General features: G+C 43.5%; 10 protein-coding genes and 1 pseudogene. All 11 read left to right on the top strand.

The features are described from left to right. Positions 1 to 32: 32 nt before the first annotated feature. A complete protein-coding gene (locus DFP95_RS09165; protein WP_115992320.1) occupies positions 33 to 803 on the top strand; it encodes a TadE/TadG family type IV pilus assembly protein in 771 nt (256 codons plus the stop codon). 29 nt (positions 804 to 832) lie between these two features. After that, a complete protein-coding gene (locus DFP95_RS09160) occupies positions 833 to 1,348 on the top strand; it encodes an A24 family peptidase (protein WP_115992319.1) in 516 nt (171 codons plus the stop codon). A gap of 18 nt (positions 1,349 to 1,366) precedes the next feature. Then, positions 1,367 to 2,794, top strand: coding sequence for a DUF6382 domain-containing protein (locus DFP95_RS09155; protein WP_115992318.1), 1,428 nt, complete (start codon positions 1,367 to 1,369; stop codon positions 2,792 to 2,794). 5 nt (positions 2,795 to 2,799) lie between these two features. Continuing rightward, entirely contained in the window at positions 2,800 to 3,672 is an 873-nt protein-coding gene (locus DFP95_RS09150; protein WP_181907334.1) for a PP2C family protein-serine/threonine phosphatase, read from the top strand. A gap of 22 nt (positions 3,673 to 3,694) precedes the next feature. Next, positions 3,695 to 4,069, top strand: coding sequence for a hypothetical protein (locus DFP95_RS09145; protein WP_115992316.1), 375 nt, complete (start codon positions 3,695 to 3,697; stop codon positions 4,067 to 4,069). A gap of 36 nt (positions 4,070 to 4,105) precedes the next feature. After that, positions 4,106 to 4,837, top strand: a pseudogene (locus DFP95_RS29290) (serine/threonine protein kinase); the annotation flags it as partial. Between the two features lie 93 nt (positions 4,838 to 4,930). Further along, on the top strand, positions 4,931 to 5,716 hold the full coding sequence (locus tag DFP95_RS29285) for a vWA domain-containing protein (RefSeq protein ID WP_245987533.1): 786 nt from the start codon (positions 4,931 to 4,933) through the stop codon (positions 5,714 to 5,716). Between the two features lie 145 nt (positions 5,717 to 5,861). After that, complete coding sequence (locus DFP95_RS09135) at positions 5,862 to 7,004, top strand: copper amine oxidase N-terminal domain-containing protein (RefSeq protein WP_115992314.1); 1,143 nt, start codon at positions 5,862 to 5,864, stop codon at positions 7,002 to 7,004. Positions 7,005 to 7,033: 29 nt separating this feature from the next. Beyond that, positions 7,034 to 12,865: a glycine rich domain-containing protein gene (locus tag DFP95_RS09130; RefSeq protein WP_115992313.1), complete on the top strand. Its 5,832-nt coding sequence runs from the start codon at positions 7,034 to 7,036 to the stop codon at positions 12,863 to 12,865. Between the two features lie 32 nt (positions 12,866 to 12,897). Then, positions 12,898 to 13,983 (top strand): S-layer homology domain-containing protein, encoded by a 1,086-nt coding sequence (locus DFP95_RS09125; protein ID WP_115992312.1) that lies wholly within the window; start codon positions 12,898 to 12,900, stop codon positions 13,981 to 13,983. 179 nt (positions 13,984 to 14,162) lie between these two features. Continuing rightward, positions 14,163 to 15,230: a copper amine oxidase N-terminal domain-containing protein gene (locus tag DFP95_RS09120; RefSeq protein WP_115992311.1), complete on the top strand. Its 1,068-nt coding sequence runs from the start codon at positions 14,163 to 14,165 to the stop codon at positions 15,228 to 15,230. The last annotated feature ends 41 nt before the right edge of the window (positions 15,231 to 15,271 follow it).

Genomic DNA, 15,271 nt, shown 5'->3' with positions numbered 1-15,271 from the left:
AAAATAATCTAATCTACTAAGGGGGAGAGAGCATGAAATTCCGCAGGAACGAGAAGGGAAGCATCACATTGGAAGCGGCGATGGTCCTCCCCTTATTCCTCGCCTTTGTGTTGTGCTTGATCACGGTCATTCGAATGACCATCCTCCAGATGGCCCTGCAGAACGCGACATCCGAAATGACTAAGCTAGTTGCGACGCATATATACCCGGTATCCCTCGCGTATGATACCTATCAGAATTCCGCTTTCGGGAAAGCGATTCAAGAGGCTTATCAACTAGCCACGAGCTCCGAGGCAAGAACGGACAAGGCCGGTGAACTCATCGACGGGAAGATCGATCAACTCATCACCGACCCCATAACCAATGGACTTAAGACATCAATTGAAGAACAAGGAATAGACCCGATCATCAGTACCATGATTACGGATTTCGTCAGGGATAACATCTTAAGCATAGCCACGAACGAACTGAAGGAACGAGTGAAAGATGAGGCACTGAGTCCCGCGCAAGGGGCAAATGAATCCTTGGAAGAGTTCACTAAGAGAATACAGGAAGAAGCTAAGACACATATGACCCGATCCTTCAACAACGCCGTGAGGCCGTTTGTTATGAGCTTCGTGGATTCCACCCTGATCGATAAGAATAACCTGGAGATCACTCAATTGACGCTGCCTAATCTAGGAGGAGATCAACAGAATTTCGGCGTGGAGGTAGAGTATACCTATAAGTTGATCGTACCTTTTATTTCATATGATCTTAAATTAAGCTCCACCTCATTGGAACGGGTTTGGTCGGGGATTTAGAAGCTTTCATAGAAGAGAGGCGTTACTCAGTGCCGGTAGAGTACTATTTGTTGGGGATTTTTATCCTGGTCGCTTTTTACACGGATGTGATGTACAGCAGAATTCCTAACGTATTGAACGTCGCTGGAGTCTCTGTGGGTCTGGCCTATCATGCCATTCAAGGGGGCTGGACCGGATTTCTCCATGCGGTATTAGCGGCTGCAGCAGGGTTCGTCATTCTATTATTCCTCTACTTTATGAAGGCTATGGAAGCGGGAGACGTCAAGCTATTCGCAGCGATCGGCGCTTTAACGGGGCTGGAGTACGTGCTCTATAGTCTGATGTACTCCATTGTGTACGCGGGAATTATTGGCGTTATTATTTTGCTGTTCCGTCGCGAGTTCATGCAGCGAATAAATCGGATAATGAAATATTTCTTCGGGGTAATTCTGCTAAGGAATCGGGCTGCCGTAACGCAGATTACGAAAGAGAATAATCTGAGATTTCCATTTATGTACGCGGTGTTACCTGGGGTTATTACGACTTGTTATTATTTCATCCGGTAGAGGAGGTAGAGGTTGAAGATGAGCCAGCAGATAGCGGGTATATCCTATGATTATGTACATAATAACGGGCATTTCTTAGTAATGGGAAGCGACGGACGACTTCTAAGCTCGGAGCTCGCCAACCTACAAGTTCAGATGCTGCAGTCGAATACGATTCCAAGACTCCTTCCTGTCAGCATGGAGGAGCTAGATTTATCAGTCAGCCTAAGATACGACCTCTCCTCTAAGAGGACGCTTTTCCAAGTCGTGCAAGACTCCTCATTAAGCCTAATAGAATATTACGAGCTGCTTCTCATGATTGCGACAGCACTGGATGACAGCAAGTCCTATATGCTTCTAGAGGATCAGTATATTTTACAGGAAAATTATATATTTATCGGAGCGAAGCTGCAGGATATCTACCTGCTTTACTTACCGATCAAGCCATTACAGCAAGGGAAGGGCGTTGCGGAACAATTTCGCGAGCTGGCCATGAATTTAATAGGATACGTTAGGGAAGTAAAAGGGGACGGATTTCAAAGCTTATTGAACTATTGCAGGAATGAGGCATTCAGCGTAAGCGAGCTGAAGAAGCTGCTGAAGAGGAACCACCAGAAAGCGATCGAGATGCCGCCGATTCGTCCGCTTTCCTATCCGTCTGTAACACCAGCGCCTCCAGCGCCTTCCGCATCGATGCCCATTCGGGAGCAGGCAGTCAAGGCTTCAAGGGAAGTAGCGGCCACAAGTATACCGGATCATCAAAGCTCGGCAGTTGTTCAAGCACCGTTGCAGCAAAGAGAGAAAATGATTATGGCCTTAGTCCTCATTCTAACCAATGCACTGGTCTTGAAAGTATACATGGATCATCCAAGCGAAGGAATGATGCTGGTTTGTTTAGGACTAACGCTGCTTACGCTGGATGGCGCTTATATTTTCAGTAAATTTAGAGGCTCCATTTTCAGTAAGAAAGCACCTTCCTTTATGGAAATAGAGCCCAATAACATTCAATTCAATAATCCAGCTAAGCCGGTACCCGTTCAGGCATCGGCTCCGCAGCCGCAAATAGACCCACAATATTATAATCATCTTTCCATGCAGACGACTCTGTTGGGCTCCGCGGCCGCTGATCAAACCGTGCTGTTAACGCCGCAGCAAGCTGCGATCCAAGCTGCGCCATTCTTGGAAATTCGCAAGAACGGACAAGTGGAGAAGCATCCGATTCATGGGCAGAAGCTAGTGATCGGTCGCGGCGGAGATGTCGTTCATTACGTGGAGGACGTCATCGGCGTATCCCGAACGCATCTGGAGATATCGCAGGAATTGGACGGATGGCATGCCAAGGATCTCGGTTCGAAGAACGGTAGCCGATTGAACGATGAGCAAATGACGGGTCACAAATCCTATGCGCTTCAAGATGGAGACGTCATCAGAATCGTCAAGACGGAATTCGTCTTCAGAGCGGGGTAGCCCTCTTGAACAAGCGATACTGGGAGTATGGAATATCAACGGATAAAGGTCCTTATAAGCAGATTAACGAGGATTCATGTTTCCTGCGATTGGAGAGCGTAGGGCCGAAACAAGACTGCGCTCTGGCGGTTGTCGCCGATGGAATGGGCGGTTATGGGGCCGGAGACCAAGCCAGTCAATTGGCCGTCGATCATGTCAAGGCTTGGTGGGCAGAACGTATTCATGAGGTTGCAGCCTTAGATAATCCGCACCCCCTGCTGAATGACGAGATGCTTCATGTTACTCGCAAAATCAACGACGAGTTATGCGGCTATAGCCGGTCGAGGAGTATGACGCCAGGGACTACGCTTTCCATCCTGATTATTATTCATTCGCGGTATTACTTATATCATACCGGGGACTCGCGCATCTATGTCATTGCAGGCCAAGGTTCCCCGGAAGCAAACGATGAGAGCCCGACGAGAATGAGACAGCTCTCGATGGATCATTCTTGGGTTGCGGAAGAGGTTAGGCAAGGTCGACTGCATAGTTCCATGATGAATAGTCATCCAAGGAGGAACGTGTTAACCCACTGCTTAGGAATCGACGAATCGCTGGAACTATTCCAAGCCACGGGACAAGTGCGCTTGAATGACTTGTTCCTGTTATGCAGCGATGGATTTTATTCGATCTTTCAGGATGAAGAAATTTTACGAAATACGAAGCTTTACATCCAGCAATACGGACGGTTGCAGAGCGTGAGCGATCGACTTGTACAGCTCGCCTGCGAGTTGGGTACGACAGACAACGTGAGTATGGTGCTTATTCGCGCCAGGGCAGAAGAGCAGACTAAGGCGAAGGCCTTCATTCGCAAGCTATTCAAGCACAAAGGAAGCTGAATCCTCGTAGGGTGGCGAAAATATGATAAGAAGCTCGATATGGACTGTATTATTCGTGCTGCTATTAACCGGCGGTTATCTATGGACGCATAAAGAAGAAGGCGTTGATTCTACGCTCCAATCGATTATCAAGAACTATGTCGGCGCGGACGGGAGAATATACGATCCCACGAACGAGCTAGGCATTAAAGACATAGACAATATCGGATTCGCGAAGAAGGACGACACGTTAGAGATCACATACGGCAAGCTATTCTTCGAGGTGGATGTACATACGTACGAGAAGATAAATGAAGTAGCCGAGTATCTTAAGCCTCTAGGTATCACGATACAATTCAACAATGAAGGCGACGTTCAGCTTAAATATAATGGAAAGCCAGTTAAGGAATACGAGTAACCGAAATCCTGATTTGAATTATTTCGTGAAGGTAGGGTGAACTCAGTGCTGCAGCCGGGTGACGTAATCGGAAACAGATATAAGGTGGAGTCGCTAATCGCGAGAGGGGGAATGGGATCCGTTTACTTGGTAACGGACTCCAAGCTGAATCACAAAACCTGGGCTATCAAAGAGATAACGCAAATGCACAATAATGAACGGTTCCTAGAAGAAGCCCGCTTGCTTACGACTCTAACGCACCCCTATATTCCTAAGATTACGGATTATTTCGAGCCTGATGCCCAGGGCAACTGCTACTTGGTTATGGAATATGTGAATGGGATTACGTTGCAGCAGCGATTCGAGAACGCGAATTACAGAATCCCGTTGTACACGATTCTGAAATATATGCAGCAGGTATGCGAGATCCTTATGTATTTGCATAACCAGGAGCGGCCTATCATCTTTAGGGATCTGAAGCCGGCTAATATGATGGTGGACGAGCATGACAATATTCGGCTGATCGACTTCGGTATAGCGCGCAAATACGATCAGGACAAGCATTCGGATACGATTCAGCTAGGCACGATAGCTTTCGCCGCTCCTGAGCAATTCGAGAACAAGCAAACCGATCAAAGAACGGATATTTATGCTTTAGGAGCGGTCATGTACTATTTATTATCGGAAGGTAAATATTACTATCAGAATAGCACGGTTCTTGACAAGGCACCCTCGCATTTACCCCAAGAGCTGATTGCCATAGTTCGTAAATTACTAGAGCCCAATCCCGCTCATAGATATCAGGATATTAGCGATGTCAGGCAACAGCTGAATCTACAGATCGCCAACCGCGATAGAGAATTCAGCGTAACGAAGACGCTGATGCTGAGGAGCGAGGATCATCATTTATTGTACCCTGCTTTCTACACGACGCAAGCAACGCCGAGTAATCCGGCTCTGATTATCTATCTCTTAGATGTTAGCGGCTCAATGAGCCTGATGAAGGGATATAAGAGGCGAATCGATATTGTATCGGATTCCTTGCAGGTGGCATTAAGGCAGATGGTTTTTCGCTCTACGAAAGGAAGCCGTATATCCTCCAGGTACCGCGTGGCAATCATCGCTTATAGCGATGAAGTGTTTGATCTGATCGGCGGAGTGAAGAAGATTGACGAGTTGATGAGCACCGGGCTGCCGACATTAAAGACGTATCGATTTACGGATACCGCCAAGGCTTTCCAACATGCGGAGCAAATTCTACGGGACGAGCTTCCTCGTATGCAGGATTGTCCAGCGCCACTTGTCTGTCACATGACGGACGGGGTTTACACAGGGGAGGATCCACAGCCCATCGTCCGCAGAATTATGGATATGTCGGTGAAAGACGGCAACGTGCTGGTTGAAAATATCTTTATCTCGGATGATGTATTGGAAACAGAGGTGGATCAACCGAAGCATTGGCAAGGCGTTCGTGCGGAAACGGTGTTTAAAGACGACTATGCCGACAAGCTCAGACGAATGTCGTCCATCATTCCCGAAAGCTATAGGGAAATGATCAATGAGGCTAACTATAATATCGCTCGAGGCTCGCTCTTCATGTTTCCGGGTACGAATCCCGACCTAGTTTCTCTTGGTTTCCAGATGTCCGCTGCGACTACTTTGCGGTAGGTGTGGGTTAGGAGGGTTGGGGAGTCGGTCACCAAATATGGAAAAATTGTTATATTCTTATTTATATATAAATAGTACGATATAGATTAAAAGTTTCTTATTTATTCAAATTAAAAACCAAAACAGAAACAAGGGAGATGTTGTTATGTATAAGAAAATCATTGGAGCAGTGATCGTTGTAAGTGTAGTTATGGGGGGGACGTCGGTGTTTGCTTCCCCAGGAAAAGACCTTCGTATGTTGCCAATCATCGTTAACGGCCAGAAAGTTAGGTTTCCTGATACCGAGCCTTATGTAGACACGAACGGCAGAACGATGGTCCCTGTAAGATTCGTCAGCGAGAAGCTTGGCGGAGAAGTAGAGTGGGAAGGCAAGACTCAGACCGTTGTTATTAACTATAAGGATAAAGTAATAAGCTTGCCCGTAGGTTCTACGACGGTAAGTGTTGACGATACCACCATAGAACTGGATACTGCAGCTGAGATCTACGAAGGACGTACTATGGTTCCGCTTCGTTTTGTAAGTGAGGCTATGGAGTCTACTGTAAAGTTTGATAAAGATGCTTACTCCGTGCTGGTAACCGACGCTGCTTACGCCGCTAAAGTGGCAAGCGGAGAAGTGAAATTAAATGATTGGGGAAGAGAGTTAAGTAATGAATTATCTGAAGACTGGTACAAGTTGTCGGATCTGCCTGCTTCTTTCTACGACATCAAAAAGACAACTAACTGGGGCTTAACGAATAAGGAATTCATGGCTGTAACCCCAGAGGGTAAGACTAAGAAATATATAGATGAATGGTCGGAGCACATCAGACAATACTACGCAACTCAGCTTAATTTCGATTACAGAACTGTTAATAGTGATGCCTTTGTAGATAGTCTTATGGAGAATACGACTGAGAGAGGAGGATACTTTAATTCTGAAGCTAGAGCTGTGATGAAAGATTACGTTGTCTGGGCTAAGAAGAATAAAGTTGTATCTAGAGGGTACGCTGACCCAGAAAACTCTTTAATTCGCTATGAATTAGGAAGGCCAATTGTGAGGGTTTACTTCAAGTATATGATTATATCAGCAGTAGATTCTTCCCAGACTTACTTAGATAACTATAATCCAACAGAGTACTCAGAATCTATAAAACTAAAGCTTGGTGTGTGGTACGGTGGATACAGTGACGTAGCCCTAGACTCAACAGCTGGTAATATGCAATGGAAAGATTATGCTGTAAATGGATCAGAGAGTATGTTTGGCAAAGGAAGATACAGCTACTCTATATTAACTTCAAGTAAATAGACATGTAAGAATCGGAGTTGAAAACAACGATGAAAAAGCTACTTAACTACCTTCTGCTAGTAGTTATAACTATGACTTCTATAGTTTCTCCTTGGTCTGTAAGAGTAGTAAACGCAGCAACAGGTGCTCCAGCTCCAGACGCAGAGAAGTTAGGAATACATTTTGTAAGTCAAGAAGAGGCTGATAAAAGTCCTTACGGAGTAGAAGCCGGAGACATTATATTTATAGCTGTCAATCAGAAAGCCACAACTAACATTAAGTACCAAACTGCTGGGTGGATAATCCGTAAAGAGGGAGTACCAGGGGAGGACAATGATCATATTATCTGCTCTGATAGGGATATCGTAACAGAATACAGCAAGCTACACGCTGAATGTACACCTGAGAAAGGATCAAACCACTTCTCAATAGAAAAGTCTCAATTTGGTATACCAGTCTATGAGGACGTTATTACTGGAACAAGTCCGGTGCAACTGAAGACTGTTTACGTGCTTAAGAAAGAGATTTTCAAGCAAGAAATGGATAAGCATGAAGAATTTATAGGTATACAGGATAAGACTACCTTATATTTTAATGCCACTTTTAATGTAACTGTAGACGGCGTTATATCGGGCTCTGTCTACAAAACTTTGGACTCCATAAGAAAAGCTCGAGGTTGGGCCAACAAGTCTGGCTTTAGGCAGTATTACGATCAACCAGTTACTTTCTATGGAGGAGAAGATAAGTTAATAGTAGAGACTCGTTTAGAATCAAATCAAGAGCTGGAACTAAAAGACAATTGGGAGGATCCTACTCCATACAAAGTAAGTGCTCCTACAGCTGCAATAAATCTAGAGTCCACATTCATATCACCTAAAGATAAAAAGACATATAAGTTAGTATGCTCCTACATGCTACCTGAATCTCTTAAAGACGAAAGAGGAGATTGTAGTGAAAAGGGGACGTCTCCTTATTTTCAAAGGGACTTTAAGACAACCAGTAGAAATCCTACTATGGCATATGGAGGTCTCAGAATTGTAGCTTTATATAAAGAGTTAGATAAGTGTCTATGTAGTCAAGAAATAGTCATACCTGGACAAAGTACTTTAGGGGGAAAGATAGAGAACGCTAAGCTAGGCAAGAAAATTCCAATACAAATAAAAATGGAGGAAAGCAACACCTCCATAGCAGATTGGACAGCCTATCTAGCCTCACAAAAGGATATTAAAGTATATGTTCGTTTATGGCGCACAGATGTAGTACCTGATGGCACAGGGAATACAGGGGCAACGCCAATATGGGAGAAAGTAGGAACGAGTCCAGATTGGGACACAGAAGTTGCGGTCAGTGCAGTAGATGCACTAGCATATTTAAAAGGGACTAAGACCCTTAGCTATAATGACAATTTAATGAATTACCCTATTGAGCCGGGTAAGAAAGTAATATTTAAATACAACACTTCGGTATCTATAGTCTCAACTAATCTAGTTACGGGGGATAAACAGTCTGTAAGCTGTGCCGGGGGAGTAGTAGTATCTCCTAAGATAGAATTCCAGAGACCAGAAGCCCCTGTTACTGATCATGGGTACTATACATCTACCCCTCAGTATTGGTCCGAGATTAAGGAAGGATCGCCTAGTTTAACTGGTACCGGATCCGATGAGACTTTCGAAGCTATGGCAGGAACTCCGACGACCCGAAATCTGTATTTCTCTTCTGGTGGTTCAGAGTTCATCGTAGACATAGAGACCGAGTACGTCCCTAATGCTACAGCCACTCGTACTTACACGTCTACTTTTACACCTGTAAAAAGCGGGCAGTTTATAGCACCTAGTGAAGGTCCTATAGTTAAAGATACTCAACCTACTTGTAATACGGCTAGATTCGCTGAAGACGTGTCGGGAGCGAGATTCACTGAGTCTGTTACCATAAAGACGGGTACGTATACTAAAGTGCCTGCTGAACCAGCTCAAGGTACACCAGGTCAGCCCGGATATGTTCCGGCAAAAGCAGCTATACCAGGACCAACATACCAATGTATGTATTCAGGCGGCCACGATGTAATGGTAGGTGGGTATACGGACACTTGGACTCAAACTTCTACTTTCGATTACATGAAGATAGTAAAGGCGCAAGTGTGGAAGCTGGATAGATCCAAAGTAAACGGTATGGTAAGACTTATAGGTACAGATCAAGTAACGGCTACTGTAACACAAGGAGACCCTACATTATTTAAGAATGTAGCAGCTAGTAATACGAGTGCAGCAGGAAGGCTTAGATATTCTAGTTATAGTGATCAACATGACAATGTAGTGTGGAACGAAGGTCCTTCTGATAACAGAGATTCTAATAGCGACTCCGATAGTTATGTGAACGAGAAGAAAGTATTTAAGGAAAGGAGAGACGAGCGGGTATTGGTAACGGCGGTATCCGATTTCTTGATCCTTCAGACATCAACTGGAGATCAGTCTGTCATGTATTTCGAGAAGGAATCTCCAGAAGTTAAACAGACAGATCCATTGGTAGTTCCCAAAACTAGTTTTGATAAAATGTGGACTAGCAATCCTAATTCTGCAGCCAAGTGGAATGAGTATAATGTCAAGGTAGGATCTTATAACGGAAATTATTCTAATCCATCCAGTAAATATTCTGGGGGAGCTGGATATGCATTAAGTACCGTATTCGATCGTATACCTGCGGGCATTAACAAACCACCAAGACCGTCAGCTCCTATGAGATTGATGAACACTGCTTTGAACGTCACGGATACTATACCTAACGGGCTATATGTTACAGGTCAGTCGTCTGTATTTTACAAAGTAGAGTGGAATCACAATCCTGCGGGTAAGCCAGCAAAATATTCTATTGGAGTAGACGGCGAGTACAATCAAGCAGGGCAATCGTATGTCAGTGCTTATTCTCCAATGCATGGCAAAGTAAATGATATTGTGATTCACAATCCTGTATCTACGGAATTTGCAATGGTCGAGACTTTACCTGAAGAACTGGATCAAAGGACAGATGCGTCAGTTAATCTAGGTGGGAATCTTTCTACTCCTGTAATAGAATACGAGAGAGTTTTGAAGCCAGGCTATGTATTTGTGCCTACTCCTCCTACTTTCCAGGAGTTAGATATACCTAATCCAGATTATGTTGCGGCTAAGCCCTCGACTACTGAGACATTCTCTTATACAGGATCACCTGACACTTATACAGTGCCATCAGCAGGTACATACACTATTGAGGCTTGGGGAGCTCAAGGCGGTGTTGCATCTACAGTGACTTCAAACAACGGAGGGTATTCTGCTGGCAAGTTAAATCTAAACGCTGGAGATAAATTAACTATAAGAGTAGGAGGTAAAGGGACAAATGGCTCCAGCACTATCGACACTTGTGATGGATGTTCTAAAGCAGGAGGATATAACGGAGGAGGATCTGGGGTAGGCAGTGCTGGTTCCGGAGGTGGAGGAGCGTCTGACGTAGCGCTAGACGGAGGTACTTCCTATACAGATAAAGTTACTATGCCTATAAATCAAGTATATGCAACAGGCATTGATAACTCATTCTTCACCTCGCCTTCTAATCATGCAGCAAATTCTTCTGATGTAGTAGAAATACGAGTTAAGAATAATTCAGCTAATACTAGCGGAGCTATTTACTTTATGGGCACCTACGCCTCAACGTGGTCAGAGAGCTACGTAGTAGGATTTAACATGACACCTTCGGATGCTGATTATAAGATCTATACAGTAAACATAGGAACTCATGGCGCATGGGCCGGAAATATAACCGATCTGCGACTTGACTTAGCTAATGGTCTAAACTCAGGTAACATTCAAGTTGATTATGTCAAGATAAAGACAGCAACTGCAAGTGGATCTAAGTTAGTAGTAGCAGGCGGAGGTGGAGGAGACACTTCTGGTAATGGAACTGCTTATGGTGGATCTGCAAAGTTAACGGATAGCTTAGGAACAGGCGAAAGCGGTGATACATCTCGTCACTCTCCTACTTATCCAAATGATGAAGCAGGCGGTGGAGGCGGATATTATGGAGGTCAGGTTAGACATGGAGATGACGCAAGGTGGTCATTCGGTGGGACTAACTATGTATCTCCAGGATTAACCGCTCAGTCTAATCTACCAGGAAACTCATCTATGCCTAGTCCTTCTGGAGGTACGCAGACCGGACAATCTGGAGACGGATTTGTTAGGATTACTACGCCAGGAACTCCAGCTATTGGAACGCCTACTATTAAGGCTAATGTAATGACTGATCCAGGACAATCTGTACCTCCCGATAGTGCTTACATCCTTATTCCTATATCAACAGATCCTGATGCTGATGTTACTGTAGGAGGCAAATCGTACACCCCTGGAAAATTCATACTATTAGATTACGGTTTCACCATATTCTTCCCTAATAGCGGAAACTTCTATGGGAATGGTGCACACGGAATATCTAATGTTACATCCGACAGAGGCAAAGGATTTGTGGATAACATGGACACTACGGAGTGGACTAAAGAGAAAGCAGTAAAATTCGCTTTTAATGTCATATATGACGGAACTATGTATACAGCCGATGAATGGATCGATCTTCCCGTTGCCCAGAGTTCATTCGATTTCTACGTACCGCTAGGCAATAACGAGAGGACGAGCGCCTTAGTTGAGTATAAAAGCATAGCTATCAACGGAGAAGAAGATAACGAAGCTACCACTAACAAAGTAAGGTATGACAACTATCAAGCAAAGCATAGCGCTAGTAAGAAGTATAATGTTGACGTTGTGGGCCGTATAGGTAATATGACTATTCAGGATACGGAGGACTTTAGATATTCCAATTTATTCAAAATGCCTTTAGATCCTACTCAATGGTTAATCAAAAACATAGTCAAGAAAGTAGATTTGACCAAACAAAATGAAATTGTTGGAGATACTCTTGATATAAGAGGGGAACCGCTTACTAAAGCTAGAGGATACTTAGATACTTACGGTATGCTAGCTCATCTAAGCTTGAAAGAGCCTATATCATTTCCCCTTTCTCCAGAAAAGAATAATAATATACCTTCTCTTGTTACGCAACCTATACGTTTAGGATATAGCACATTGTCAGACATCCAAACCATAGGTAATTATTATGACAGCCTACAGATCATTCCTTACTACTACGCTCTAGATTTACAAACGGGAGACTTGAAGGCAGTTGATATCTATATGGATGTCAATGGGCAATATAAGCCAATTAACAAGAATGGCATTGCTGCTCCTGGTTGGGATCCGACTACTATATATCAACACGTAGTAGGGTTGGATTGGCTTGCGGAATCTAAGAGACGGAACGTCAGTCCTAGAGAAGAAGAGGTCACTAGTGCTGTAGCTGAGTATCAGTATTCATTAGGAATGGATGACACTGTAGGAGGGGCTGGAACTCCGTACGGGAATAATTATAATTACGGTACAGCTCAAATACTGTATCCAACTGGAAGGAATAGAACATATATTGGAAGTGCTATGACCAATGGATGGGATAAGAATCCAGGCCTTAAGTTACCTGAAATACTCTATCAAAAGCAGGCTCAGAGATGGCATTATAGCTTTGCATTACCGTCATCATCTGTAGTAGTCGAGAAAGGTAAAGAGCCGACTAAAGCTAATATTGACGAATTGAGAAAGAGTACGACTAAGGTGCTTCTAATGACTGCGGATATTAAAGCCATAGGGGAAACATTTGTTCTTCAGTACGAATCTACTAACAACAATGGCTTTATTAGATTAAAAGGTTTTCCTGTCAGGTCTCTTGCAAATGTGCCACATCCGGTAATAAACGTGTATTCAATATCCAAATCATCAGCTGACGATCTAGATGTCTTCGGAACACACTAATTCAAGGATACAGGACGGGAGAGTTTATTAGGATGAAAAAACTAATCACCCTTATTATTTCTGTATCCGCAGTCTTCACTGCGACCACGGCTTTTGCAGCTACTGCTGTAACAGGTCCGTCTGGTTGGGCTAAAGAGGCCGTAACCTCTGCTATTTCTGAAGGGCTGGTACCTACTCGGTTGCAGTCTAAATATCAAAGTCCCATTACTAGGGATGAGTTTGCAGAACTGCTCGTGCAAACTATCTTAGCCAAGACGAACAAGGATGATGGCTCCGATGTTTCGTGGACTATAGATTCTTTCTTAGAAAGAGTAACAGTTGATGTGAATTTCGAAGATACTGACAGCGATTACATCAAAGTAGCTTTTGCTATTGGAGCTATCAATGGAGTATCGGATACGATGTTCTCTCCTAATTCTCAGATTACTAGACAAGAAGCTGCTACTATGTTGATCAATACTGTACATTACAGTTCTGGCACTATCTACGCTCAAGAAGGACTGAAGAAGATTTATAGTGACTACTCTAAAATCGCTAAGTGGGCACAACCGGCCGTAGAAAATTCATATTACCTTAACCTTATGGAAGGTGCTAATGGCTCTTTTGACTATAAAGGTAAGTTTACTAGAGAACAAGCGATCACGACTATGAAGAGAATTTTCGATGAAGCGAACTACTCAATACTAACTCTTAAAGGTGTAGCTACTATTCGTCCTTACTTCACTAATACGCACTTCTCCGTAGGGAAAGACTATGTTAACGTAGACTATGCTGATGATAAGTATTGGGAAACTTATGGCGATGACATGTACGTGTACGTCGAAGAGCGTTGGAATGAATTTAACAATAGCAATGTGTATGGAGAAATGCCGTCTTTAGATGCGGGGATGACCTCTTACCTCTTTTCTTCGTTACAGACTGACATGCCTGAGGTTATCAAAGCAGCAGTAGATAACAAGTCTATTTCAGTCGATTTTGGTTACATGACTTATACAACTCTTACAAAAGAGCATGTTATCGAAATGAAGTTGAAGCCAGTTAGCGGTTATATGACAATTTTGGCTGGATACACTTATGGATACCCTAAGAAAGAAGTAACTCCAAAAGTAATCAAGTAATATGACGACGAGACTGCCGGATGAAACTTATTCGGCAGTTTTTGGTATCCGCAAACATTAATCGATGCGACCCCGATATATAGGTTTCCTCTTAAGCCTGTTGCTTACTATCCGATTAAGTATTTGTAAGTGTTATCCATATATTATAAACTAGATCAGAAATAGGGGGAGATGTCGAAATGTATAAGAGAATCATTGGAGTAGTAATTGCAGTAAGTGTAGTTATAGGGGGGACGTCGATATTCGCTTCACCAGGAAAAGACCTTCGCATGTTGCCAATCATCGTAAACGGCCAGAAGGTTAGATTTCCGGATACCGAGCCTTATGTAGACACTAACGGCAGAACGATGGTCCCTGTAAGATTCGTCAGCGAGAAGCTTGGCGGAGAAGTAGAGTGGGAAGGCAAGACTCAGACCGTTGTCATTAACTATAAGGATAAAGTAATTAGCTTGCCCGTAGGTTCTACGACGGTAAGTGTTGACGATACCACCATAGAACTGGATACTGCAGCTGAGATCTACGAAGGACGTACTATGGTTCCACTGCGTTTTGTAAGTGAGGCTATGGAGTCTACTGTAGAGTTTGATAAAGATGCTTACTCCGTTCTGGTAACCGACGCTGCTTACGCCGCTAAAGTGGCAAGCGGAGAAGTTAAGGTAAACGAATGGGGTAGAGAGTTAAGTAATGAAGTATCTGAAGATTGGAATAAGCTTTCTGATGTTCCTTCTGAATTTTATAACGTAAAAAATGTAGCAATTAGCAAATTGTCTAACAAAGAGTTTATGAGTGATGGGTCCGAGTTTACTGAGAAGCAGTACATCGACCAGTGGTCAGAACATATTAGACAATATTACGCTGCACAATTAAATATTAACTATAAAACTATTAATAGTTCAGCTTTTGTCAGTAGTTTGATGTCTAACATGCATGACCGTGGAGATTACTATAATGCTGAAACTGGTCGTGCAATTGAGGATTATGTTAGCTGGGTGAAGAAGAACAAAGTAGTTACGAAAGGGTATGCTGATCCTGAGAGTTCGTTAGTAAGGTACGAGAACGCTAGGGTAATAATGAGAACTTACTTCAAATTTATGATCATATCTGCTACCGATACTGCTCAAACCTTCATGGATAATTATGCTCCTACTACAAGCTCAGACTCCTTTAAACTTAAGACAGGGGTATGGTATGGACGGGTAAACCCCCGTATTATGGACAGCGCACCTCTTATTCGATTGTGCACTTAGTATTCCTATGATTTTCACCGTTTTACGCCGAATTAGACTTT

Origin of the sequence: Cohnella lupini (assembly GCF_003386205.1) — a bacterium.
GTDB classification, from domain to species: Bacteria; Bacillota; Bacilli; order Paenibacillales; family Paenibacillaceae; genus Cohnella; species Cohnella lupini.
The sequence above is the reverse complement of the archived record's forward strand: the minus strand, read 5'-3'. Positions and strand labels throughout refer to the sequence as shown.

Coding starts and splice junctions, on each gene's coding strand:
- DFP95_RS09135 (WP_115992314.1), top strand. CDS start 5,862: ATGTATAAGAAAATCATTGGAGCAGTGATCGTTGTAAGTGTAGTTATG.
- DFP95_RS09165 (WP_115992320.1), top strand. CDS start 33: ATGAAATTCCGCAGGAACGAGAAGGGAAGCATCACATTGGAAGCGGCG.
- DFP95_RS09120 (WP_115992311.1), top strand. CDS start 14,163: ATGTATAAGAGAATCATTGGAGTAGTAATTGCAGTAAGTGTAGTTATA.
- DFP95_RS29285 (WP_245987533.1), top strand. CDS start 4,931: ATGCTGAGGAGCGAGGATCATCATTTATTGTACCCTGCTTTCTACACG.
- DFP95_RS09155 (WP_115992318.1), top strand. CDS start 1,367: ATGAGCCAGCAGATAGCGGGTATATCCTATGATTATGTACATAATAAC.
- DFP95_RS09145 (WP_115992316.1), top strand. CDS start 3,695: ATGATAAGAAGCTCGATATGGACTGTATTATTCGTGCTGCTATTAACC.
- DFP95_RS09130 (WP_115992313.1), top strand. CDS start 7,034: ATGAAAAAGCTACTTAACTACCTTCTGCTAGTAGTTATAACTATGACT.
- DFP95_RS09125 (WP_115992312.1), top strand. CDS start 12,898: ATGAAAAAACTAATCACCCTTATTATTTCTGTATCCGCAGTCTTCACT.